The organism is Parahoeflea alexandrii, from assembly GCF_024105735.1.
GTDB classification, from domain to species: domain Bacteria; phylum Pseudomonadota; class Alphaproteobacteria; order Rhizobiales; family Rhizobiaceae; genus Hoeflea; species Hoeflea alexandrii.
On sequence record NZ_JAAAML010000003.1, the window covers coordinates 809526 to 833811 of the forward strand.

General features: G+C 59.9%; 25 protein-coding genes and 1 tRNA gene. 25 read left to right on the plus strand and 1 reads right to left on the minus strand.

Annotated features, from left to right (window positions below; translation table 11 throughout):
- Positions 1-103: 103 nt before the first annotated feature.
- From GTW23_RS18900 to rpoC, 10 genes are all read left to right on the plus strand, one after another.
- Entirely contained in the window at positions 104-757 is a 654-nt protein-coding gene (locus GTW23_RS18900; protein ID WP_252916908.1) for a CatB-related O-acetyltransferase, read from the plus strand.
- 276 nt (positions 758-1033) lie between these two features.
- Positions 1034-1109 (plus strand) — tRNA-Trp (locus tag GTW23_RS18905).
- A gap of 174 nt (positions 1110-1283) precedes the next feature.
- Entirely contained in the window at positions 1284-1484 is a 201-nt protein-coding gene (secE, locus tag GTW23_RS18910) for a preprotein translocase subunit SecE (RefSeq protein ID WP_152009066.1), read from the plus strand.
- Between the two features lie 13 nt (positions 1485-1497).
- Positions 1498-2028 carry a transcription termination/antitermination protein NusG gene (nusG, locus tag GTW23_RS18915; protein WP_007197093.1) on the plus strand — a complete coding sequence of 177 codons (531 nt, stop codon included), beginning with the start codon at positions 1498-1500 and terminating at the stop codon, positions 2026-2028.
- A gap of 196 nt (positions 2029-2224) precedes the next feature.
- Positions 2225-2653, plus strand: a complete 429-nt coding sequence (gene rplK / locus GTW23_RS18920; RefSeq protein WP_152009065.1) for a 50S ribosomal protein L11 — start codon at positions 2225-2227, stop codon at positions 2651-2653.
- 4 nt (positions 2654-2657) lie between these two features.
- The gene (gene rplA, locus GTW23_RS18925; protein ID WP_152009064.1) at positions 2658-3356 is read left to right on the plus strand and encodes a 50S ribosomal protein L1; all 699 of its coding nucleotides are present in this window, start codon (positions 2658-2660) and stop codon (positions 3354-3356) included.
- A gap of 347 nt (positions 3357-3703) precedes the next feature.
- Positions 3704-4222, plus strand: a complete 519-nt coding sequence (gene rplJ / locus GTW23_RS18930) for a 50S ribosomal protein L10 (RefSeq protein WP_152011534.1) — start codon at positions 3704-3706, stop codon at positions 4220-4222.
- 61 nt (positions 4223-4283) lie between these two features.
- On the plus strand, positions 4284-4661 hold the full coding sequence (gene rplL, locus GTW23_RS18935; protein WP_152009063.1) for a 50S ribosomal protein L7/L12: 378 nt from the start codon (positions 4284-4286) through the stop codon (positions 4659-4661).
- A gap of 258 nt (positions 4662-4919) precedes the next feature.
- On the plus strand, positions 4920-9092 hold the full coding sequence (rpoB, locus tag GTW23_RS18940; RefSeq protein WP_152009062.1) for a DNA-directed RNA polymerase subunit beta: 4173 nt from the start codon (positions 4920-4922) through the stop codon (positions 9090-9092).
- Positions 9093-9270: 178 nt separating this feature from the next.
- On the plus strand, positions 9271-13479 hold the full coding sequence (gene rpoC / locus GTW23_RS18945; RefSeq protein ID WP_152009061.1) for a DNA-directed RNA polymerase subunit beta': 4209 nt from the start codon (positions 9271-9273) through the stop codon (positions 13477-13479).
- 100 nt (positions 13480-13579) lie between these two features.
- Here rpoC and GTW23_RS18950 read toward each other — a convergent pair whose 3' ends face one another.
- Positions 13580-13894 (minus strand): transcriptional regulator, encoded by a 315-nt coding sequence (locus GTW23_RS18950; RefSeq protein WP_252916909.1) that lies wholly within the window; start codon positions 13892-13894, stop codon positions 13580-13582.
- 359 nt (positions 13895-14253) lie between these two features.
- On the opposite strand from GTW23_RS18950, the gene GTW23_RS18955 reads away from it, so the two are divergent.
- The 15 genes from GTW23_RS18955 (at position 14254) to rpmC (ending at position 24283) form a co-directional block, all read left to right on the plus strand.
- Positions 14254-14508: a GlsB/YeaQ/YmgE family stress response membrane protein gene (locus GTW23_RS18955; RefSeq protein WP_152009059.1), complete on the plus strand. Its 255-nt coding sequence runs from the start codon at positions 14254-14256 to the stop codon at positions 14506-14508.
- Positions 14509-14976: 468 nt separating this feature from the next.
- On the plus strand, positions 14977-15348 hold the full coding sequence (gene rpsL / locus GTW23_RS18960; protein ID WP_007197105.1) for a 30S ribosomal protein S12: 372 nt from the start codon (positions 14977-14979) through the stop codon (positions 15346-15348).
- 67 nt (positions 15349-15415) lie between these two features.
- Positions 15416-15886, plus strand: coding sequence for a 30S ribosomal protein S7 (gene rpsG / locus GTW23_RS18965; RefSeq protein WP_152009058.1), 471 nt, complete (start codon positions 15416-15418; stop codon positions 15884-15886).
- Between the two features lie 30 nt (positions 15887-15916).
- Positions 15917-18007 (plus strand): elongation factor G, encoded by a 2091-nt coding sequence (gene fusA / locus GTW23_RS18970; RefSeq protein ID WP_152009057.1) that lies wholly within the window; start codon positions 15917-15919, stop codon positions 18005-18007.
- Between the two features lie 99 nt (positions 18008-18106).
- Entirely contained in the window at positions 18107-19282 is a 1176-nt protein-coding gene (gene tuf / locus GTW23_RS18975) for an elongation factor Tu (RefSeq protein ID WP_152009084.1), read from the plus strand.
- A gap of 72 nt (positions 19283-19354) precedes the next feature.
- On the plus strand, positions 19355-19663 hold the full coding sequence (rpsJ, locus tag GTW23_RS18980) for a 30S ribosomal protein S10 (protein WP_003547547.1): 309 nt from the start codon (positions 19355-19357) through the stop codon (positions 19661-19663).
- A 78-nt stretch (positions 19664-19741) separates the two neighbouring features.
- Positions 19742-20446: a 50S ribosomal protein L3 gene (gene rplC / locus GTW23_RS18985; RefSeq protein WP_152009054.1), complete on the plus strand. Its 705-nt coding sequence runs from the start codon at positions 19742-19744 to the stop codon at positions 20444-20446.
- Positions 20446-21066 carry a 50S ribosomal protein L4 gene (gene rplD / locus GTW23_RS18990; protein ID WP_152009053.1) on the plus strand — a complete coding sequence of 207 codons (621 nt, stop codon included), beginning with the start codon at positions 20446-20448 and terminating at the stop codon, positions 21064-21066. Before rplC ends, rplD begins: the two co-directional genes overlap by 1 nt.
- A complete protein-coding gene (locus tag GTW23_RS18995; protein WP_152009052.1) occupies positions 21063-21356 on the plus strand; it encodes a 50S ribosomal protein L23 in 294 nt (97 codons plus the stop codon). The genes rplD and GTW23_RS18995 overlap by 4 nt, the downstream gene beginning before the upstream one ends.
- A 39-nt stretch (positions 21357-21395) precedes the next feature.
- A complete protein-coding gene (gene rplB, locus GTW23_RS19000) occupies positions 21396-22232 on the plus strand; it encodes a 50S ribosomal protein L2 (RefSeq protein WP_152009051.1) in 837 nt (278 codons plus the stop codon).
- A 15-nt stretch (positions 22233-22247) separates the two neighbouring features.
- Entirely contained in the window at positions 22248-22526 is a 279-nt protein-coding gene (gene rpsS, locus GTW23_RS19005) for a 30S ribosomal protein S19 (RefSeq protein WP_035528290.1), read from the plus strand.
- Positions 22527-22528: 2 nt separating this feature from the next.
- The gene (gene rplV, locus GTW23_RS19010) at positions 22529-22918 is read left to right on the plus strand and encodes a 50S ribosomal protein L22 (protein WP_152009050.1); all 390 of its coding nucleotides are present in this window, start codon (positions 22529-22531) and stop codon (positions 22916-22918) included.
- Complete coding sequence (gene rpsC, locus GTW23_RS19015; RefSeq protein ID WP_097109093.1) at positions 22918-23622, plus strand: 30S ribosomal protein S3; 705 nt, start codon at positions 22918-22920, stop codon at positions 23620-23622. The genes rplV and rpsC overlap by 1 nt, the downstream gene beginning before the upstream one ends.
- 35 nt (positions 23623-23657) lie before the next feature.
- Positions 23658-24071 carry a 50S ribosomal protein L16 gene (rplP, locus tag GTW23_RS19020; RefSeq protein WP_097109094.1) on the plus strand — a complete coding sequence of 138 codons (414 nt, stop codon included), beginning with the start codon at positions 23658-23660 and terminating at the stop codon, positions 24069-24071.
- Positions 24072-24082: 11 nt separating this feature from the next.
- Positions 24083-24283, plus strand: coding sequence for a 50S ribosomal protein L29 (rpmC, locus tag GTW23_RS19025; RefSeq protein ID WP_152009049.1), 201 nt, complete (start codon positions 24083-24085; stop codon positions 24281-24283).
- Positions 24284-24286: the final 3 nt, after the last annotated feature.

Consider the following 24286-nt stretch of genomic DNA (forward strand, 5'->3'; position numbering starts at 1 on the left):
AGCCGTGAATGGGCGCGGCATCAAAAAGCCATGGAGGCGGCGGTGAACAAGACCCTGTTCTGAAAATCCGGAATATCCCAGTTCAGATCGAAAGAGCAGATCCATGCCCCGTCCCTTTCTCGACGCGAGCGCGCGTCATCCCATCATTTTGCCCGATGGCAGTCCCCACACCGGCACAGTTCACCTCAATCAGGTGATCGATCATCCCAATATGACCATTGGTGACCACAGCTATTACTCCGGTTTCGATGCGCCCGGCGATTACGCTGCCGCGCTTGCGCCCTATCTGTATCCCGGCGCACCCGAACAGCTTGCCATCGGCAGGTTCTGTCAGATCGCCCACGGGGTGCGCTTCATCACCAGTTCCGCCAATCACGCCATGGACGGTTTCTCCACCTATCCCTTCGCGGTGTTCAATCCGGATCTGATCGGCGGCTATGCCGCCCAGATCGGCAACCGGCGCGATACCGTTGTCGGCAACGATGTCTGGTTCGGCTTCGAATCATTGGTCATGCCCGGTGTGCGTATCGGCCATGGCGCGATCATCGCCGCCCGCGCGGTGGTTACGGTCGATGTCCCCGATTACGCGATTGTCGGGGGCAACCCCGGGCGCGTGATCAGACACCGCTACCCGGAGGATGTTGTTGAACGGCTCCTGGACATCGCCTGGTGGGACTGGGATCTCGAATGGATCGGACACAATGTCGATGCGATCACCGGGGGAGACATTGCGGCGCTCGAGCGCGGTGCCGGGTGACGGACCGGCATGACCGACCGGCGTAGAAGACCCGAGTGGCAGGCCTGAGAGCAGGCCCGATAGATCGGGTCGGTGCAAGTGGTGCCGGACGCGGCATCTGACAGGGCAGGGAGGGGCGGGCGGCATGGGGGCAACGACCCGCTCTCCGGTTGCCCGAGGGCCTGTTTGCCATGCCAGATCGGCAACTGTGGAGAAAAGTGACACGCCGCGCTGATTGCCGTCACTTCTTTCTTGCATTCCCTGTGCTTTTGACGCTATCAGGTCCGCCACCGGCCTAGGGGTATAGCTCAGTTGGTAGAGCGACGGTCTCCAAAACCGTAGGTCGCAGGTTCGAGTCCTGCTGCCCCTGCCAGCCCGGCAAGCCGGATTTGAAGAGCAATCTTCGGGCCAGTTTGCCGGCTCCGGACGAAAAAAGCCCGATCCCCTCTTGTGATTTGAAGAATCGGGCTTTATGTAGACATTAACAGACACGCGGTGCGTGGAGCTGGGAGACCGGCTTTACGCGCCGTAAAAGCGTGGACAGACAATGGCATCCAAAACAAATCCGTTTACATTCCTCCAGCAGGTTCGTGCCGAAACTGCGAAAGTGAAATGGCCTTCGCGCCGCGAAACCTCGATCTCGACGATCATGGTTCTCGTCATGGTGCTGCTTGCGTCCATTTTCTTTTTTGCGGCCGACCAGGCTTTGGGGTGGGCGATCGGGCTCATTCTGAACGTTGGCGCTTGAGGCAGGGGAAAACATGACTGCACGCTGGTATATTGTCCACGCCTACTCGAACTTCGAGAAGAAGGTTGCGGATTCGATCGAAGAGCAGGCTCGCCAGAAAGGCTTGAGCCATCTGTTTGAAAAGATTCTCGTGCCGGTCGAGAAGGTCGTGGAAGTGCGTCGCGGTCGCAAGGTCGACGCTGAGCGCAAGTTCTTTCCCGGCTATGTCATGGTGCGCGCCGACCTCACCGACGAGGCCTTTCACCTGATCAAGAACACGCCGAAGGTTACCGGGTTTCTTGGCAGCGATTCCAAGCCTGTTCCGATTCCGGATTCCGAGGCCGAGCGTATCCTGACCCAGGTTCAGGAAGGCGTTGAGCGGCCAAAGCCCTCCATCGCTTTCGAGATCGGCGAGCAGGTGCGTGTTTCCGACGGTCCGTTTGCATCGTTCAACGGAACCGTTCAGGAAGTCGACGAGGAGCGCTCGCGTCTCAAGGTTGAAGTGTCCATTTTCGGTCGGGCCACCCCGGTCGAGCTCGAATACGGTCAGGTCGAGAAGGTCTGACGCCAGCTTGCCCGCACGCGTTTTCGTGTAGAGAACGCGCACGGGCTTTTGCGTTGCCGGAGTTCCCGGTGACGCATCCGCGTGGGAGGTGAGGTTGCTTTAGCCGGCATCCGGACCGAACCACGCAACCGCAGCCGCCGGTGTTCCGGCACAAGGCGATGTGTCATGCATCGCCATAACGAGAGGCAGAGAGAAAATGGCTAAGAAAGTTGCAGGCCAACTCAAGCTGCAGGTTCCGGCCGGTTCGGCGACTCCGTCGCCCCCGATTGGTCCGGCACTTGGTCAGCGCGGCATCAACATCATGGAATTCTGCAAGGGATTCAATGCCGCCACCCAGGAAATGGAAAAGGGTATGCCGATTCCGGTCGTCATCACCTACTACCAGGACAAGTCCTTCAATTTCGTGATGAAGAAGCCCCCCGTGAGCTACTTCCTCAAGAAGGAAGCCAAGCTCAAGTCCGGCTCCAAGACCCCGGGCAAGGAGATTGCAGGCTCGATCACGCGCGACCAGGTCCGCACGATCGCCGAAGCAAAGATGAAGGATCTTAACGCCGCCGACATCGAAGGCGCGATGGCAATGGTCGAGGGCTCCGCCCGCTCCATGGGCCTGGAAGTGACGGGATAAGACCATGGCCAAGATTGCAAAGCGCATGCAGAAGGTCAACGAGGGCGTTGACCGCAACAAGCTCTACCCGCTGGGTGATGCCGTGTCCCTGATCAAGGAACGCGCAATTGCCAAGTTCGACGAGACCATCGAAGTCTCGATGAACCTGGGCGTCGACCCGCGTCACGCCGACCAGATGGTTCGCGGTGTGGTCAATCTGCCGAACGGCACCGGACGGACCGTCCGCGTTGCCGTCTTCGCCCGTGGCGACAAGGCTGACGAAGCCCGTGCTGCCGGTGCAGACGTGGTCGGTGCGGAAGATCTGGTCGAAACCGTACAGGCCGGCAACATCGATTTCGATCGTTGCATCGCCACGCCGGACATGATGCCGCTCGTCGGTCGTCTCGGCAAGGTTCTCGGCCCGCGCGGCATGATGCCGAACCCGAAGGTCGGCACCGTGACCATGGATGTCACCGGCGCAGTCAACGCCTCCAAGGGTGGCGCTGTCGAGTTCCGCGTCGAAAAGGCTGGTATCGTCCATGCCGGCATCGGCAAGGCTTCCTTCGGCTCCGCGCAGATCGAAGAGAACATCCGCGCTTTCGCCGATGCCGTCGTCAAGGCCAAGCCTACCGGCGCCAAGGGCAACTACGTCAAGCGCGTGGCGATTTCGTCGACCATGGGCCCTGGCGTCAAGATTGATCCGTCGTCGCTCAGCGTCGCCTGATCTGAAATATTAGGAAAACCGGATACATATCCGGTTTTCTTCAGTTTTCGGCCTTCGGGCCGGAAAGGTCCGGAAGCAATTCCGGGCTCCCTGTCCGAGATTGCAGGTGGTGTGTCACTTTCGGCATGCCTTAATTTTCCAACCTGCATGAGACGGGTAAGATCCGTTTTCAGGAGTGAATGCTCCTACGGTTCGAACCTCGCTTGCCTTGGGCCGCTGCCGTCTATCGGTGCCGGCGTAAGGGGACAGGATCCTCAAGCGTCGCTTGCGGGTTCTTCTGGAATCCCTGGCGGCAAAGGCAAACCCGGCAGGTGGTGCGTGCATCATCTGCCAACTGGAGAAACGCAGTGGATAGAGCGGAAAAACGCGAATTCGTCGCGGAACTGAACGGTGTTTTCACCAACGCCGGTTCGGTTGTCGTGGCCCACTACGCCGGTCTTACGGTTGCGCAAATGAACGACCTTCGGTCGCGCATGCGCACAGCCGGAGGCACCGTCAAGGTCGCGAAGAACCGCCTTGCCAAGATCGCTCTTCAGGGCACGGAGTCAGAAGGGGTCGCAGATCTCTTCGAAGGTCAGACGCTCATCGCATATTGCGATGATCCGGTGACCGCTCCAAAGATCGCCGTCGAGTTCACCAAGGTCAGCGACAAGCTGGTCATCCTTGGTGGCGCGATGGGGGCGACAGTACTCGACGCAGATGGGGTCAAGGCGCTTGCCACGATGCCGTCGATCGACGAGCTCCGCGCAAAGATTGTTGGCATGATTCAGACGCCAGCAACGCGCATCGCCCAGATCGTCAACGCACCCGCTGGTGCGGTGGCGCGCGTCATCGGCGCGTATGCCCGGAAGGACGAAGCCGCATAAGGCGGAACTTCGCTGTTAATAGTTCAAAACCGGTTCGAACCGAATACAAGGAAGTAAGAAAATGGCTGATCTCGCCAAAATCGTGGAAGACCTTTCCAACCTGACCGTCCTGGAAGCTGCTGAGCTGTCCAAGATGCTTGAAGAAAAGTGGGGCGTTTCCGCCGCTGCACCGGTGGCCGTTGCTGCTGCTGGTGGCGCTGCTGCTCCTGCTGAAGCTGCTGAAGAGAAGACTGAATTCGACGTGATCCTCGCCGAAGCCGGCGCCAACAAGATCAACGTCATCAAGGAAGTCCGCGCTATCACCGGTCTCGGCCTCAAGGAAGCCAAGGATCTGGTCGAAGCTGCTCCGAAGGCTGTCAAGGAAGGCATCTCCAAGGGCGAAGCTGACGACATCAAGAAGAAGCTTGAAGACGCCGGCGCAAAGGTCGACGTCAAGTAAGACCGATACTGTGTCCGGGAGCGGTATTTGCCCGTTCCCGGACGCATTTGTTGACGAACGGATTACCCAAAAGCCTGAAAACGGCTTTTGGGTAATGGGTTCTTCAAAAGGATGGTTTCTAACCAGGCTGCAAGGCACTCCGGCCGCGCCGTTCTGGGAAATGAAACGAGATTGAACGAATTCATTTATATGACGGAGTCGCTTGGCCAGCGGCGTTCGTCTGTTGCAGGCCCGGATGCAAATTGACAAGGAGCGACGATGGCTCAGACCCTTTCCTTCAACGGTCGCAGGCGCGTACGCAAGATCTTCGGAAAAATCCCGGAAGTGGCGGATATGCCGAACCTCATCGAGGTTCAGAAGGCGTCTTACGACCAGTTTCTGATGGTGGACGAGCCGCTCGGCGGCCGTTCTGACGAAGGATTGCAGGCAGTTTTCAAATCGGTTTTCCCGATTTCCGATTTTTCCGGCAGTGCGATGCTGGAATTCGTGTCCTACGAATTCGAACTGCCGAAGTTCGACGTTGAGGAATGCCGTCAGCGCGATCTGACCTACGCCGCACCGCTGAAGGTGACGCTGCGCCTGATCGTGTTCGATATCGACGAGGACACCGGCGCCAAGTCGATCAAGGACATCAAGGAACAGAATGTCTACATGGGCGACATGCCGCTCATGACTGACAACGGCACCTTCATCGTCAACGGCACCGAACGAGTGATCGTTTCACAGATGCACCGCTCGCCGGGCGTCTTCTTCGACCATGACAAGGGCAAAAGCCATTCCTCTGGCAAGCTGTTGTTCGCCGCACGCGTCATTCCCTACCGTGGCTCCTGGCTCGACATCGAGTTTGACGCCAAGGACATCGTTCACGCCCGTATCGACCGCCGCCGCAAGATTCCGGCTTCGTCGCTTCTTATGGCGCTCGGCATGGATGCCGAGGAAATCCTGTCGACCTTCTACACGCATTCGATCTATGCGCGTGACGGTGATGGCTGGCGGATTCCGTTCCAGCCCGAGACCCTCAAGGGCCAGAAGGCCACCACCGACATGATCGATGCCGACAGCGGCGAGGTTGTCGTCGAGGCAGGCAAGAAGCTTACTCCGCGGTTGCTCAAGCAGCTCACCGAGAAGGGCGTCAAGTTCATCAAGGCGACCGACGACGATCTGGTCGGGTCCTACCTGGCCGAGGACATCGTCAACCCGGAAACCGGAGAAGTCTATCTTGAAGCCGGTGATGAGCTGGAATTTGCGGTCGACGCCAAGAGCGGTGAGCGCAAGGGCAACCTGGTCGATCTGATCGAGGCCGGTTACGACGAGATCAAGGTTCTCGACATCGATCACATCAATGTCGGCGCCTATATCCGCAATACGCTCACAGCCGACAAGAATACCTCCCGCCAGGAAGCGCTGTTCGACATCTACCGCGTCATGCGTCCCGGTGAGCCGCCGACCATGGATTCGGCCGAAGCGATGTTCAATTCGCTGTTCTTCGATTCCGAGCGCTACGACCTTTCGGCCGTTGGCCGCGTCAAGATGAACATGCGTCTCGACCTCGACGCCGAGGACACTGTTCGGGTTCTGCGCAAGGAAGACATCATCGCCGTTGTCCGCACGCTCGTATCGCTGCGTGACGGCAAGGGCGAAATCGACGACATCGACAACCTCGGCAACCGTCGTGTGCGGTCGGTCGGCGAACTGATGGAAAACCAGTACCGTCTTGGCCTGCTGCGTATGGAGCGCGCCATCAAGGAGCGCATGTCCTCGATCGAGATCGACACGGTCATGCCGCAGGACCTGATCAACGCCAAGCCGGCTGCCGCCGCGGTGCGTGAGTTCTTTGGTTCCTCGCAGCTGTCGCAGTTCATGGACCAGGTCAACCCGCTGTCGGAAATCACCCACAAGCGCCGTCTCTCGGCGCTTGGACCGGGCGGTTTGACCCGTGAACGCGCAGGCTTCGAAGTCCGCGACGTGCACCCGACCCACTATGGCCGTATCTGCCCGATCGAGACGCCGGAAGGCCCGAACATCGGTCTGATCAACTCGCTGGCAACCTTCGCCCGCGTCAACAAATACGGCTTCATCGAAAGCCCCTACCGCAAGATTGCCGACGGCAAGGTCACCAAGGAAGTGATCTATCTCTCGGCGATGGAAGAGGCCAAGTACTTCGTTGCACAGGCCAATGCCGAGCTGAGCGAAAACGGTGAGCTGGTCGACGAGTTTGTCGTCTGCCGCCATTCCGGCGATGTGATGATTACCCCGCGTGATAACATCGACCTGATGGACGTTTCGCCGCGCCAGCTGGTGTCGGTCGCTGCAGCCCTGATCCCGTTCCTCGAGAACGACGACGCCAACCGTGCGTTGATGGGATCGAACATGCAGCGTCAGGCGGTTCCGCTGGTTCGCGCCGAGGCTCCGTTTGTCGGTACCGGCATGGAGCCGGTTGTGGCGCGTGACTCTGGCGCAGCCATCGCGGCCCGCCGCGGCGGCGTTGTCGACCAGGTCGATGCGACCCGTATCGTTATCCGCGCCACCGAGGACCTCGAAGCCTCGCGGTCGGGTGTCGACATCTACCGTCTGCAGAAGTTCCAGCGCTCCAACCAGAACACCTGCATCAACCAGCGTCCGCTGGTGACTGTCGGTGATGTGCTCAACAAGGGCGACATCATCGCCGACGGTCCGTCCACGGACCTGGGCGATCTGGCGCTTGGCCGCAACGTGCTTGTCGCGTTCATGCCATGGAACGGCTACAACTACGAGGACTCGATCCTTCTCTCCGAGCGCATCGTCTCCGACGACGTGTTCACCTCCATCCACATCGACGAGTTCGAGGTGATGGCGCGTGACACCAAGCTTGGGCCGGAAGAGATCACCCGCGATATTCCGAACGTCTCGGAAGAAGCACTGCGCAACCTCGATGAGGCCGGTATCGTCTATATCGGTGCGGAAGTCGCACCGGGCGACATTCTCGTTGGCAAGATCACGCCCAAGGGCGAAAGCCCGATGACGCCGGAAGAGAAGCTTCTGCGCGCCATCTTCGGTGAGAAGGCCTCCGACGTCCGCGACACCTCGATGCGGATGCCGCCAGGAACCTACGGCACCATCGTTGAAGTTCGCGTTTTCAACCGCCACGGCGTTGAAAAGGACGAGCGTGCGATGGCCATCGAGCGCGAGGAGATCGAGCGCCTGGCCAAGGACCGTGACGACGAGCAGGCCATTCTTGACCGCAACGTCTATGGCCGTCTGTCCGACATGCTGGCCGGCAAGACCGCCATCGCCGGACCGAAGGGCTTCAAGAAGGGCGCTGAAGTCAATGCCGATTCGATCGCCGAATATCCGCGGTCGCAGTGGTGGACATTCGCCGTCGAGGACGAAAAGCTGCAGGGCGAGATCGAAGCGCTGCGTGCCCAGTACGACGATTCCAAGAAGCTGCTGGAAAGCCGCTTCATGGACAAGGTCGAGAAGGTCCAGCGCGGAGACGAACTGCCGCCTGGCGTGATGAAGATGGTCAAGGTCTTTGTCGCAGTGAAGCGCAAGATCCAGCCGGGCGACAAGATGGCCGGCCGTCACGGCAACAAGGGTGTGGTTTCCCGCATCCTGCCGTGTGAAGACATGCCGTTCCTCGAAGACGGAACCCATGTCGACATCGTGCTCAACCCGCTCGGCGTGCCGTCCCGCATGAATGTTGGACAGATCCTCGAAACCCATCTGGGTTGGGCCTGCGCCGGAATGGGCAAGCAGATCGGCGCCATGCTCGATGCCTACAATGAGGGTGGAGATATCCAGCCTCTGCGTGACACCATCGACAGCGTCATCGGCACCGGTCCTAAGGGCGAGCCGATCAAGCAGTATGATGATCCGTCGATCGTCCGTCTGGCCGAGCAGACACGCCGCGGCGTGTCGATCGCCACGCCGGTGTTTGACGGTGCGGTCGAGGCCGACATCAACGTCATGCTTGAGCAGGCGGGCCTCAACGTTTCGGGTCAGTCGACGCTTTATGACGGGCGTACCGGCGAAACCTTCGACCGACCGGTGACCGTGGGCTACATCTACATGCTCAAGCTCAACCACCTGGTTGACGACAAAATCCACGCCCGTTCGATCGGACCTTACTCGCTCGTGACCCAGCAGCCGCTGGGCGGCAAGGCGCAGTTTGGCGGTCAGCGCTTCGGGGAAATGGAGGTCTGGGCTCTCGAAGCCTATGGTGCCGCCTACACCCTGCAGGAAATGCTGACGGTGAAGTCGGACGACGTGGCGGGCCGTACAAAGGTCTACGAAGCCATCGTGCGTGGCGACGACACCTTCGAAGCCGGCATTCCCGAGAGCTTCAACGTTCTCGTCAAGGAAATGCGGTCGCTTGGTCTCAATGTCGAGCTGGAATCGAACAAGATCGACGGTATCGCGGAACCGGATGAATTGCCCGACGCGGCTGAATAAAGCCTGGAAGGCGCGGGGGACTGACGTTCCTCGCGCCAGCTTCCTTTCCGCTTCAATGCGGGCAGGAGATGACACCCGCGTGTGACGCGGTGAACATGAATTTCAGGCGATGGCCTGTTGCCGGTGTTGACCGGCGCCGTCGCAAGTCAAGGGCGAACAGCCCTAAAAGGAGACAGGCATGAACCATGAGGTCATGAATCTTTTCAACAACAATGTTCCGGCGCAGACGTTCGATTCCATCCGGATATCGATCGCCAGCCCCGAGAAGATTCTTTCCTGGTCTTTCGGCGAAATCAAAAAGCCGGAGACAATCAACTATCGGACATTCAAGCCTGAGCGCGACGGTCTGTTCTGCGCCCGCATCTTTGGCCCGATCAAGGACTACGAATGCCTGTGCGGCAAGTACAAGCGCATGAAGTACAAGGGCGTCATCTGCGAGAAGTGCGGCGTTGAAGTCACGCTTTCGCGCGTGCGCCGCGAGCGCATGGGCCATATCGAGCTCGCAGCTCCGGTTGCCCACATCTGGTTCCTCAAGTCGCTGCCTTCGCGCATCGGCACACTGATGGACATGACGCTCAAGGATATCGAGCGGGTTCTGTATTTCGAGAACTACATCGTCACCGAGCCGGGCCTGACGTCGCTCAAGGAGAATCAGCTTCTCTCCGAGGAAGACTACATGGTTGCTGTCGACGAGTTCGGCGAAGACAGCTTCACCGCCATGATCGGCGCGGAAGCCATTTACGAGATGCTGGCCTCGATGGACCTCGAGCGCATCGCCGGTGAACTGCGCACCGAACTGGCTTCCACGACTTCCGAACTGAAGTCCAAGAAGCTGATGAAGCGCCTCAAGATCGTCGAAAGCTTCCTCGATTCCGGCAACCGCCCGGAATGGATGATCATGAAGGTCGTGCCGGTGATCCCGCCGGACCTGCGTCCGCTGGTCCCGCTCGATGGCGGCCGTTTCGCCACATCCGACCTCAACGACCTCTACCGTCGCGTGATCAACCGCAACAACCGTCTCAAGCGGCTGATCGAACTGCGTGCGCCCGGCATCATCATCCGCAACGAGAAACGGATGCTGCAGGAAGCCGTTGACGCGCTGTTCGACAACGGCCGCCGCGGACGCACCATCACCGGCGCCAACAAGCGTCCGCTGAAGTCGCTCTCCGACATGCTCAAGGGCAAGCAGGGCCGTTTCCGCCAGAACCTGCTCGGCAAGCGCGTCGACTATTCCGGCCGTTCGGTCATCGTGACCGGACCGGAACTCAAGCTGCACCAGTGCGGCCTGCCGAAGAAAATGGCGCTCGAGCTGTTCAAGCCGTTCATCTATGCCCGTCTTGACGCCAAGGGGTATTCCTCGACCGTCAAGCAGGCCAAGAAGCTGGTTGAAAAGGAAAAGCCGGAAGTCTGGGATATCCTCGACGAGGTCATCCGCGAGCATCCGGTTCTCTTGAACCGCGCGCCGACGCTCCACCGTCTGGGCATCCAGGCGTTCGAGCCTACCCTGGTGGAAGGCAAGGCTATCCAGCTTCATCCGCTCGTCTGTACTGCGTTCAATGCCGACTTCGACGGCGACCAGATGGCCGTTCACGTGCCGCTGTCGCTCGAAGCCCAGCTTGAAGCACGCGTGCTGATGATGTCGACCAACAACATCCTGCACCCCGCCAACGGCGCACCGATCATCGTGCCGTCGCAGGACATGGTGCTGGGTCTGTACTATCTTTCGATCCAGGCTGAGAACGAGCCGGGGCAGGGCATGGTGTTCTCCGACATGGGTGAACTGCACCACGCTCTCGAAAGCAAGGTCGTCACCCTGCACACCAAGATCAAGGGACGCTTCAAGAGCGTTGACGCGGACGGCAATCCGACATCGAAGATCTACGAGACCACGCCTGGTCGCATGATCATCGGCGAACTGCTGCCGCGTAACGTCAATGTCTCCTTCGACATCTGCAACCAGGAAATGACCAAGAAGAACATTTCCCGGATGATCGACACCGTCTACCGCCACTGCGGTCAGAAGGACACGGTCATTTTCTGTGACCGCATCATGCAGCTCGGTTTCGGCCATGCCTGCCGCGCCGGCATCTCGTTCGGCAAGGACGACATGGTGATCCCGGACACCAAGGCGAAGATCGTTGGCGACACCGATGCCCTGGTCAAGGAATACGAGCAGCAGTACAACGAGGGGCTCATCACCCAGGGCGAAAAGTACAACAAGGTTGTCGACGCCTGGGGCAAGGCCACCGAGAAGGTTGCCGATGAGATGATGGCGCGCATCAAGTCCGTGGAGTTCCACGACAACGGCCGCCAGAAGCAGATGAACTCGATCTACATGATGAGCCACTCCGGTGCGCGTGGTTCGCCGAGCCAGATGCGTCAGCTGGGCGGCATGCGCGGCCTGATGGCCAAGCCGTCGGGCGAGATCATCGAGACCCCGATCATCTCGAACTTCAAGGAAGGCCTGACCGTGAACGAGTACTTCAACTCGACCCACGGCGCACGTAAGGGCCTCGCCGACACCGCGCTGAAGACGGCGAACTCGGGTTACCTGACCCGTCGTCTGGTCGACGTTGCGCAGGATTGCATCGTCACCCATGTCGATTGCGGCACCACCGAAGGCCTGACCATGACGGCAATCGTCGACGCCGGTCAGGTGGTGGCATCCATTGGTCAGCGTATCCTTGGCCGCACCACGCTTGACGACATTAATCATCCGGTCACCGGCGATCTCATCGTCAAGGCCGGCTCGATGATCGATGAAGCCCAGGTGGTTGATATCGAGGCCGCAGGCATCCAGTCGGTACGCATCCGCTCGCCGCTGACCTGCGAAATCCAGACCGGAATCTGCGGAACCTGCTACGGCCGCGACCTTGCTCGCGGTACGCCCGTCAACATTGGCGAAGCTGTCGGCGTCATCGCCGCGCAGTCGATCGGTGAGCCGGGTACCCAGCTGACCATGCGTACCTTCCACCTTGGCGGCACCGCCACCGTGGTTGACCAGTCGTTCCTGGAAGCCTCCTATGAGGGTACGGTCCGCATCAAGAACCGCAACATGCTGCGCAACTCCGATGGCAATCTCATTGCCATGGGCCGTTCGATGGCGATCCAGATCCTGGATGAAGCCGGCACCGAGCGTTCCTCGCAGCGCGTCGCCTACGGTTCTAAGATCTATGTCGATGACGGCGATGCGGTCAAACGCGGCCAGCGTCTGGCCGAGTGGGACCCGTATACCCGCCCGATGATGACCGAAGTCGAAGGCACCGTCGAATTCGAAGATGTCGTCGACGGCATCTCGGTTCTCGAGGCCACCGACGAGGCCACCGGCATCACCAAGCGTCAGGTCATCGACTGGCGTTCGACGCCGCGTGGCACCGATCTCAAGCCTGCGATCGTGATCAAGGGCAAGGATGGCGAGATCGCCAAGCTGGGCCGTGGCGGTGAAGCCCGCTTCCAGCTCTCCGTCGATGCGATCCTGTCGGTCGAACCCGGCGCCAAGGTCAGCCAGGGCGATGTTCTCGCCCGTGTGCCGCTCGAAAGCGCCAAGACCAAGGATATCACCGGTGGTCTGCCGCGGGTTGCGGAACTGTTCGAGGCCCGTCGTCCGAAGGATCACGCCATCATCGCCGAGATTGATGGTACCATCCGCTTTGGTCGCGACTACAAGAACAAGCGCCGGATCCAGATCGAGCCTGCGGAAGATGGCGTCGAGCCCGTCGAGTATCTCATCCCGAAGGGCAAGCCGTTCCATCTTCAGGATGGCGACTACATCGAGAAGGGCGACTACATCCTGGATGGCAACCCTGCGCCGCACGACATCCTGGCGATCAAGGGCGTGGAGGCACTTGCGTCCTACCTCGTCAACGAGATCCAGGAAGTCTACCGACTGCAGGGCGTGTTGATCAACGACAAGCACATCGAAGTGATTGTCCGGCAGATGCTGCAGAAGGTCGAGATCACCGAATCCGGCGATTCCGTCTATATCGTCGGCGACAATGTCGATCAGATCGAGCTGGACAATGCCAATGACCGTCTCGTCGAGGAAGGCCGCAAGCCTGCTTACGGCGTGCCGGTGCTGCTCGGCATCACCAAGGCGTCGCTGCAGACCCCGTCCTTCATCTCGGCGGCATCGTTCCAGGAGACCACCAAGGTGCTCACCGAAGCCGCGGTTGCGGGCAAGGTCGACACCCTGCAGGGTCTCAAGGAAAACGTCATCGTCGGTCGTCTGGTGCCGGCCGGTACCGGCGGAACCATGACCCAGATCCGTCGCATCGCAACCTCGCGCGACGATCTGATCCTGGACGAGCGTCGCAAGACCTCGGGTGCGGAAACAGCGGCTCCGATGCTGACCGACATGGCCAAGGAAGAACCGTCACCTGCCGAATAGTCAGGAAGATCTCAGACATGAAAAAAAGGCCGCCTTTCGGGGCGGCCTTTTGCGTTGCGGGAATGGAAACAGGCGCCAGGCGCCGACGTTTCAGCCTGGTTCAGCGTCCGTTGCCGGACTGGTCAAAGGCAATGACTGCGACTTCGCCCTCAAGCGCACCCTGATAGGCCGAGGCATGCGGCTCTTCATCCGGCATGCCCTGCATCAACCCGATCTGGTCGAGGTCCGCTTCGGCAAATCCCTTGGCGGAAAGCGCGTCAAGGCAAAGCCGGACGGCGGTGTCCTCGTCGGGGGCCCCCAGCATGACATGGACCGGCGCCATGTCGCCGCCCTTTTCCTGGCTGACCTGGCCGATGATGATGAAGATCGTCGCCGCGTCGCCGCCATCCCGGGCATTGTCATTGTCTGAATTCATCTGGCCATCCTTTCAGGGTCGGTGTTTGAACGACTTATTCCCATGCGTTCCGCGCAAACACAACGCCGGGCAGGGGATTTACTGCCCTGTTCCCGGTTTGCCGCTGGAACGACAGTCTGAATGAACACGCGTGCCGATATCTGGCGAGGCAGGCAGCCCCGACCAGTCTTTCACGCACCATATGTGGGCCGAGATGATTGGGGAGAGCTGAAGCCGGGTTGATGGCCGATGTTATTCATGTTTCCATGAAGTGCGGTGAAGCACAGGCCTCGCAGAGACATGCGCTCAGTCTCGTATGGGGCTGCACAGTGATTGTCTTCCCGCGAGCAGTACGGGCTTTCAGTACGGAGAGGTACATCATGGGTATTCAGGGTCTGATTGTTTTTCTTCTCATTGGCGCCGTCGCCGGCTGGCTTGCCGGTATCATCATGAAAGGCTTTGGCTTTGGCCTGATCGGCAACATGGTGGTCGGCATTGTAGGAGCCTTCGTCGCCGGTCTGGTCCTGCCTATGGTCGGCGTGTCGATTGGCGGCGGAATCGTTGGTTCCATCATCCACGCCACCATCGGTGCCGTGATTCTGCTGTTTCTCATCGGACTGGTTCGAAAGCGTTGATTCCTGATTCTTCTGGGGAGATTCGCCCGACTCGCCGATCCATCGGTTGCCGCCGGCCGAAAAACTGGTAGTGCAGAGACCGCGATGAGCCAGGCGGGCAATGAATCTCCGCGGATGCCCCGATGCGCCGCAATTTTCTTTCGCGCCTTTGCGCCGCGGAGCCCCTGTCAGCCGATGGTGACGATTATTTCGCCCATGGCCTTGACGCCATGCGGGGAAATCAGTAGTTACCGGCCACCGAGACCGATGTGAGGCGCTTTTCTTCGGGACGACACGTCCTGGAACTTGTCTCAAACACGGTTTCTTACTGCACTGTGAACTGACAATGCTGCACGCATGACACGGCCTATTGTGTCCTCTGCTTTTTTGGGCCCTCCGGCAAAACCGGATCCGGCCCTCGTTTTGCGCATACGGTTTGCGGGCATGGTGCCTGAGAGGGCGAAACATGAATTCTAAAGGGATGGTTACATGCCAACTGTAAACCAGCTGATCCGCAAGCCGCGCCAGGCGCCGGTAAAGCGCAACAAAGTTCCCGCGCTGGAGCAGAATCCGCAGAAGCGCGGCGTTTGCACCCGCGTTTACACCACGACCCCGAAGAAGCCGAACTCGGCGCTTCGTAAGGTTGCAAAGATCCGTTTGACCAACGGCTATGAAGTGATCGGCTATATCCCGGGTGAGGGGCATAACCTTCAGGAACACTCCGTGGTCATGATCCGCGGCGGCCGCGTGAAGGACCTTCCGGGTGTGCGTTACCACGTCATCCGCGGCGTTCTCGACACCCAGGGCGTCAAGAACCGCAAGCAGCGTCGTTCGAAATACGGCGCCAAGCGTCCGAAGTAATTGTGTCGGGCTGCCGCGCAGGGTGCGCGGCAATCCGTTTCGACCCATCAGTTGAAAGACGAAAAGCATGTCACGACGTCACAGTGCAGAGAAGCGTGAGATCAACCCGGACCCGAAGTTCGGCGATCTGGTCATCACCAAGTTCATGAACGCCATCATGATGCACGGCAAGAAATCAGTTGCCGAGCAGATCGTCTATGGTGCCCTTGATCAGGTTGAAACGCGTTCCAAGTCGGAGCCGGTCGCCCAGTTTCATCAGGCTCTCGACAATGTCGCGCCGCACGTGGAAGTCCGCTCGCGTCGCGTCGGTGGTGCAACCTATCAGGTGCCGGTCGATGTGCGTCCCGAGCGCCGCCAGGCTCTTGCCATTCGCTGGCTGATCGCCGCTGCGCGCAAGCGCAACGAGACCACCATGATCGAGCGCCTTTCGGGCGAGCTCATGGATGCGGCCAACAATCGCGGCAGCGCGGTCAAGAAGCGGGAAGACACCCACAAGATGGCCGACGCCAACCGCGCATTCTCGCATTACCGCTGGTAATCAAAGAACCGTTCTCGAAAGGCATTCAAGATGGCCCGCGAATACGCAATCGAAGACTACCGTAACTTCGGCATCATGGCGCATATCGACGCCGGCAAGACCACGACCACCGAGCGTGTTCTTTACTACACCGGCAAGTCGCACAAGATCGGCGAAGTGCATGATGGTGCAGCCACCATGGACTGGATGGAGCAGGAGCAGGAGCGTGGCATCACGATCACCTCTGCTGCGACCACCACTTTCTGGAAGGGCCGTACCGGCAAGATGTGCCGTTTCAACATCATTGACACTCCCGGCCACGTTGACTTCACCATTGAAGTCGAGCGTTCGCTGCGCGTGCTTGATGGCGCGATTGCGCTGCTCGACGCCAATGCCGGTGTTGAGCCGCAGACCGAGACTGTCTGGCGCCAGGCCGACAAGTACAACGTCCCGCGCATGATCTTCTGCAACAAGATGGACAAGACCGGCGCCGATTTCTATCGCTCCGTGTCGATGATCAAGTCCCGGCTTGGCGCAACCCCTGTCGTCATGCAGCTGCCGATCGGCGCTGAAACGGAATTCAAGGGCGTTGTTGACCTCATCGAGATGAATGCGATTGTCTGGCGTGACGAGTCGCTCGGCGCGCAGTGGGACGTGGTTGAAATCCCTGCCGATCTCAAGGAGAAGGCAGAGGAATACCGCGAACTGCTCATTGAGACCGTGGTCGAGGCCGACGAAGCTGCGATGGAGCGTTATCTGGAAGGCGAAATGCCTGACAATGACGAGATCCGCGCGCTGGTCCGCAAGGGCACCATTGCCGTGCAGTTCTTCCCGATGTTCTGCGGCTCCGCCTTCAAGAACAAGGGTGTTCAGCCGCTGCTCGACGCCGTTGTCGAATACCTGCCGAGCCCGATTGACGTTCCTGCCATCGAAGGCATCGACGTCAAGACTGAAGAAGAGACCACGCGTACAGCGTCCGATGATGCGCCGCTGTCGATGCTGGCCTTCAAGGTCATGAACGACCCGTTCGTTGGTTCGCTCACCTTCGCCCGCATCTATTCCGGTAAGCTCGAGAAGGGCTCGTCGGTTCAGAACACGGTCAAGGAAAAGCGTGAGCGCGTCGGCCGCATGCTGCAGATGCACTCGAACTCCCGTGAGGACATCGAGGAAGCATTTGCAGGCGACATCGTGGCGCTTGCAGGTCTCAAGGAAACCACCACGGGTGATACGCTTTGCGATCCGCTCAAGCCGGTTATCCTCGAGCGCATGGAATTCCCCGAGCCGGTGATCCAGATCGCCATCGAGCCGAAGACCAAGGGCGACCAGGAAAAGATGGGCCTCGCGCTCAACCGCCTGGCTGCCGAGGATCCTTCGTTCCGCGTCAAGACCGACGAGGAGTCCGGCCAGACGATCATCGCGGGCATGGGTGAGTTGCACCTCGACATCCTCGTTGACCGTATGCGTCGCGAGTTCAAGGTCGAGGCCAATGTCGGTGCTCCGCAGGTCGCCTACCGTGAATCGATCACCAAGGCTTACGAAGCCGATTACACCCACAAGAAGCAGTCGGGTGGTTCGGGTCAGTTCGCCCGCGTCAAGATCCGCTTCGAGCCGAACGACGAGACCGAAGAGTTCATCTTCGAATCGAAGATTGTTGGTGGTTCGGTGCCGAAGGAATACATCCCGGGTGTCCAGAAGGGCATCGACAGCGTGATGAACTCCGGGCCGCTTGCTGGCTTCCCGATGCTCGGCATCAAGGCAACCCTGATCGACGGCGCCTACCACGATGTGGACTCGAGCGTCCTCGCCTTCGAAATCGCCGGTCGTGCCTGCTTCCGCGAAAACTCGAAGTTCATGGGTCCGCAGCTGCTCGAGCCGATCATGAAGGTCGAGGTTGTGACACCAGAAGATTACGTCGGTGACGTGATCGGCGACCTGAACTCACGCCGTGGCCAGATCCAGGGCCAGGAAATGCGCGGAATTGCCGTGGTCATCGATGCCCACGTTCCGCTGGCCAACATGTTCAAGTACGTCGATACGCTGCGTTCCATGTCCCAGGGCCGTGCGCAGTACTCGATGGTCTTTGATCACTACGCGGCCGTGCCGTCGAATGTCTCCCAGGAGATCCAGGCGAAATACGCATAATTTGCCGGACTGCCGGGCCGGTGTCTGAAGACGCGGCCCGGACCGGAGACCGAAACTGTAAATTGCCCGCAACGGGCTGAAGAGAATGGAGAGCCGAAGATGGCAAAGGGTAAGTTCGAGCGCAACAAGCCGCACGTAAACATCGGCACGATTGGTCACGTTGACCACGGCAAGACATCGCTGACGGCTGCGATCACCAAGTATTTCGGTGACTTCAAGGCCTACGACCAGATCGACGCAGCGCCGGAAGAAAAGGCCCGCGGCATCACCATCTCGACGGCTCACGTCGAGTATGAGACCGAAGCGCGTCACTACGCCCACGTCGACTGCCCCGGCCACGCCGACTATGTGAAGAACATGATCACCGGCGCGGCGCAGATGGACGGCGCGATCCTGGTGGTTTCGGCTGCCGATGGCCCGATGCCGCAGACCCGCGAGCACATCCTGCTTGCCCGTCAGGTTGGCGTTCCTTCGCTGGTCGTGTTCCTCAACAAGGTCGACCAGGTCGACGACGAGGAGCTGCTTGAGCTGGTCGAGATGGAAGTGCGCGAGCTGCTTTCGTCCTACGACTTCCCGGGCGACGATATTCCGATCACCAAGGGCTCGGCGCTTGTGGCGCTCAACGATGGCGACAAGGCCCAGGGCGAAGACGCGATCCGCGCTCTGATGAAGACCGTTGACGACTACATCCCGACCCCTGAGCGTCCGATCGACCAGCCGTTCCTGATGCCGATCGAAGACGTGTTCTCGATCTCGGGTCGTGGTACCGTTGTGACCGGCCGTGTCGAGCGTGGCGTTGTCAAGGTTGGCGAGGAAATCGAGATCGTCGGTATCCGCGACACCCAGAAGACGACCTGCACCGGCGTTGAAATGTTCCGCAAGCTGCTCGACCAGGGCCAGGCCGGCGACAACATCGGCGCACTGCTTCGCGGCGTTGGCCGTGAGGACGTCGAGCGTGGTCAGGTTCTGTGCAAGCCCGGTTCGGTCAAGCCGCACACCAAGTTCACCGCGGAAGCCTACATCCTGACCAAGGAAGAGGGTGGCCGTCACACGCCGTTCTTCACCAACTACCGTCCGCAGTTCTACTTCCGCACGACCGACGTGACGGGCATCGTGACGCTGCCGGAAGGCACTGAAATGGTGATGCCGGGCGACAACATCTCGGCTGAAGTTTCGCTGATCGTGCCGATCGCGATGGAAGAGAAGCTGCGCTTCGCCATCCGCGAAGGCGGCCGCACCGTCGGCGCCGGCATCGTCGCTACGATCATCGAGTAACAAAACTGGGTCAGGGCGCATGGTCCGGGTCTCCCGGACCATGCGGTTCTCACACAAGCAAGGACAAGTCGAATGAACGGCCAGAACATCCGCATCCGCCTCAAGGCGTTTGACCACCGGATCCTTGACGCCTCCACGCGTGAAATCGTGTCGACGGCAAAGCGGACCGGCGCAAGCGTACGTGGCCCGGTGCCGCTGCCGACACGGATCGAAAAATTCACTGTCAACAGGTCGCCGCACATCGACAAGAAGAGCCGCGAGCAGTTCGAGATGCGCACTCATAAGCGCCTTCTCGATATTGTTGATCCTACCCCGCAGACCGTAGATGCGCTCATGAAGCTGGATCTCGCTGCAGGTGTAGATGTGGAAATCAAGCTTTAAGGCCCTGAGCCTTAAAGACAGGGAACGAGGCATGAAGGGGCTAGGCCCCGACAGGCTCATCTCAAGAGGATTGAACCGATGCGTTCAGGTGTGATTGCACAAAAGTTGGGAATGACGCGGGTCTACAACGACGCCGGCGAGCATGTCCCCGTAACCGTCCTGCGGTTGGAAAACTGCCAGGTGGTGGCCCAGCGGACCGAAGAAAAGAACGGCTACACCGCCGTTCAGCTCGGCGCCGGCGTTGCCAAGGTTAAGAATACGTCCAAGGCCATGCGCGGCAACTTCGCCATCGCCAATGTCGAACCCAAGGCCAAGCTGGTCGAGTTCCGCGTGAGCTCTGACAACATGATCGATGTCGGTGCCGAGATCACTGCCGAGCACTTCGTTGCCGGCCAGCTGGTCGATGTCTCCGGTATCACCCAGGGTAAAGGCTTTGCAGGCGCCATGAAGCGCCACGGCTTTGGCGGTCTTCGCGCCACCCACGGTGTGTCGGTTTCGCACCGTTCGCACGGCTCGACCGGTTCCAACCAGGATCCGGGCAAGGTCTGGAAGGGCAAGAAGATGGCAGGTCACATGGGGCAGACCCGCGTGACCACGCAGAACCTCGAGATTGTCTCGACCGATGCCGACCGTGGCCTGATCCTGATCAAGGGCGCGGTACCGGGTTCCAAGGGCACCTGGATCGTCGTTCGTGACGCCGTCAAGTCCGGCATCCCGGCTGATGCGCCTCTTCCTGCAGCCATCCGCGCTGCAGCCACCGTATCGAATGAGGGAGCCGAATAATGGATCTCACCGTCACCACTCTCGAGGGCAAGGACGCAGGAAAGATTTCGCTTTCCGATGCGATCTTCGGTCTCGAGCCGCGCCAGGACCTAATCCAGCGCATCGTGCGTTGGCAGCTCGCCAAGAAGCAGCAGGGCGGTCACAAGACCCTCGGCCGTTCCGAAGTGGCCCGCACCGGCGCCAAGATGTTCAAGCAGAAGGGAACGGGCCGCGCCCGTCACCACGCTGCAAGCGCCCCGCAGTTCCGTGGTGGTGGCCGGGCCCACGGTCCGGTCATTCGCAGCCACGCTCATGACCTTCCCAAGAAGGTTCGTGCGCTTGCCCTGCGTCATGCGCTGTCGGCCAAGGCAATGTCGTCCGACATCATCGTTGTCGACAATCTGTCCGCAGCCGAGGCCAAGACCAAGGCGCTGACAGGTTCGCTGTCGAAGCTGGGTCTGACCAACGCGCTGTTTATCGGCGGCGCCGAGCTTGACCAGAATTTCCGCCTTGCGGCCAAGAACATTCCGAACGTGGATGTGCTGCCGGTCCACGGCATCAATGTTTACGACATCCTGCGCCGCGGCAAGCTTGTCTTGTCCAAGGACGCTGTCGCTGCTCTGGAGGAGCGCTTCAAATGACGGATCTTCGCCACTATGATGTGATCGTCTCGCCGGCGATCACCGAAAAGTCGACGCTGGTGTCCGATCAGAACCAGGTTGTCTTCAATGTTGCCCGACGTGCTTCCAAGCCTGAGATCAAGGCTGCTGTCGAAGCGCTGTTCGGTGTCAAGGTAACGGCTGTCAACACGCTGGTACGCAAGGGTAAGACCAAGCGTTTCCGTGGCATCGCCGGTCGCCAGACCGACGTCAAGAAAGCGTATGTGACGCTTGCCGAAGGTCAGTCGATCGACGTCTCCACCGGTCTGTAAGGGCCGCGCGGAAGCAAGCCCCCAAAAGGGAACAGGAAAATGGCACTGAAAAGTTACAATCCGACGACCCCGAGCCAGCGCCAGCTGGTCATCGTTGATCGTTCGGGTCTTCATCGCGGAAAGCCGGTCAAGTCGCTGACCCAGGGCCTTCACAGCAAGGGCGGTCGCAACAACGCCGGCCGTGTTACCGCACAGTCGATCGGTGGCGGTCACAAGCGCACCTACCGCATGGTTGATTTCAAGCGTCGCAAGTTCGGCGTTGAAGCCACCGTGGAGCGGATGGAATACGATCCGAACCGGACCGCATTCATTGCGCTGATCACCTATGCCGATGGCGAGAAGTCCTACATTCTCGCGCCGCAGCGTCTGACTGCAGGCGATAAGGTTATCTCGTCGGACAAGGCGGTTGACGTGAAGCCGGGCAATTGCATGCCGCTTCAGTTCATGCCGGTCGGTACGATCGTCCACAACATCGAGATGAAGCCGGCCAAGGGTGGTCAGATCGCCCGCTCGGCAGGCGGATACGCCCAGCTGGTCGGCCGCGACCAGGGCATGGCGATCCTGCGTCTCAACTCGGGTGAGCAGCGTCTGGTTCAGGGTGCATGCCTTGCCACCGTTGGCGCGGTATCCAACCCCGACCACCTCAACATCAACGACGGCAAGGCAGGCCGCTCCCGCTGGAAGGGCAAGCGCCCGCATGTCCGCGGTGTTGCGATGAACCCCGTCGACCACCCGCACGGCGGCGGCGAAGGCCGTACATCCGGCGGTCGTCATCCGGTCAGCCCATGGGGCAAGCCGACCAAGGGCAAGCGCACGCGCTCGAACAAGTCGACCGACAAGTTCATCATGCGCTCGCGCCACCAGCGCAAGAAGTAAGAGAGGAAGTCTCCAATGGCTCGTTCAGTTTGGAAAGGTCCGTTTGTTGACGGCTATCTTCTCAAGAAGGCTGAGAAGGTTCGCGAAGGCGGCCGCAATGAAGTGATCAAAACCTGGAGCCGCCGCTCCACCATCATGCCGCAGTTCGTCGGCCTGACGTTCGGCGTCTACAACGGAAGCAAGCACATTCCGGTCAACGTGTCCGAGGACATGGTCGGCCAGAAGTTTGGCGAATATTCCCCGACGCGGACCTATTATGGCCACGGCGCCGACAAGAAAGCGAAGAGGAAGTAACCATGGGCAAGGCAAAAACCGAACGCCGGCTCAAGACCAACGAAGCGCAGGCAATAGCCCGCACGCTTCGCATCAGCCCGCAGAAGCTCAACCTGGTCGCTGCCCTCATTCGCGGCAAGAAGGTTGACAAGGCGCTGGCCGAGCTTGAGTTTTCGCGCAAGCGCATCGCTTCGACCGTCAAGAAGACGCTTGAATCCGCAATCGCAAACGCCGAAAACAACCACGATCTCGATGTCGACTCGCTGGTTGTTGCCGAGGCTTACGTGGGTAAGTCGATCGTCATGAAGCGTTTCCATGCCCGCGGCCGCGGTCGCTCTTCGCGCATCGAGAAGCCGTTCGCTCACCTCACCATCGTGGTGCGTGAAGTGGAAGCCAAAGGGGAGGCCGCCTAATGGGTCAGAAAATCAATCCAATCGGTTTCCGCCTCGGCATTAACCGTACCTGGGACAGCCGTTGGTTCGCCGACAATGCCGAATACGGCAAGCTGCTTCACGAAGACCTGAAGATCCGCAAGTATCTTCTGGCCGAACTCAAGCAGGCCGGCATTTCCAAGGTCGTTATCGAGCGCCCGCACAAGAAGTGCCGCGTCACGATTCACGCTGCCCGTCCTGGCCTGATCATCGGCAAGAAGGGTGCGGACATCGAGAAGCTGCGCCGCAAGCTGTCGGAAATGACCAACTCGGAAACACACCTCAACATCGTTGAAGTGCGCAAGCCCGAAGTTGACGCAACCCTGGTTGCCCAGTCGATCGCCCAGCAGCTGGAGCGCCGCATCGCGTTCCGCCGCGCCATGAAGCGTTCGGTCCAGTCGGCCATGCGTCTTGGCGCAGAAGGCATCAAGATCACCTGCGGCGGCCGTCTCGGCGGCGCGGAGATCGCCCGTACCGAATGGTACCGCGAGGGCCGGGTGCCGCTTCATACGCTGCGCGCCGACATCGATTACGGCACCGCGGAAGCAAAGACCGCTTACGGGATTTGTGGTGTGAAGGTCTGGATCTTCAAGGGCGAAATCCTCGAGCATGATCCAATGGCGTCTGAACGTCGCGCCACTGAAGGCGACGCTTCTGGCGGCAATCGCCGGCGCGAAAACGCCTGATTTTGCGCCAGGCAGATAATTCGGAGAATTAGACAATGTTGCAGCCAAAGCGTACCAAGTACCGCAAGCAGTTCAAGGGCCGCATCAAGGGCGTCGCCAAGGGCGGCTCGGACTTGAATTTCGGTTCCTACGGCTTGAAGGCACAAGAGCCTGACCGCGTCAATGCGCGCCAGATCGAAGCCGCCCGCCGGGCCATCACCCGTCACATGAAGCGTGCCGGCCGTGTATGGATCCGCATCTTCCCGGACGTGCCGGTCACGTCCAAGCCGACGGAAGTCCGCATGGGTAAGGGCAAGGGTTCGGTCGATTACTGGGCTGCAAAGGTCAAGCCCGGCCGTATCATGTTCGAAATCGACGGTGTCAGCGAGGAACTCGCCCGTGAAGCCCTGCGTCTCGGCGCAGCCAAGCTTTCGGTCAAGACCCGCTTCGTACAGCGCATCGCAGAGTAAGGAGACGGATCATGAAAGCCGCTGATGTTCGCGCCTTGAGCGTCGACCAACTCAATGATGAGCTCGCCAAGCTGAAGAAAGAGCAGTTCAACCTGCGTTTCCAGGGCGCTACCGGCCAGCTCGAAAAGACATCGCGCGTTCAGCAAGTTCGCCGCGATATCGCTCGGATCAAGACTATTGCCCGCCAGAAGGCGGCCGAATCCAAGGCCTAAGGA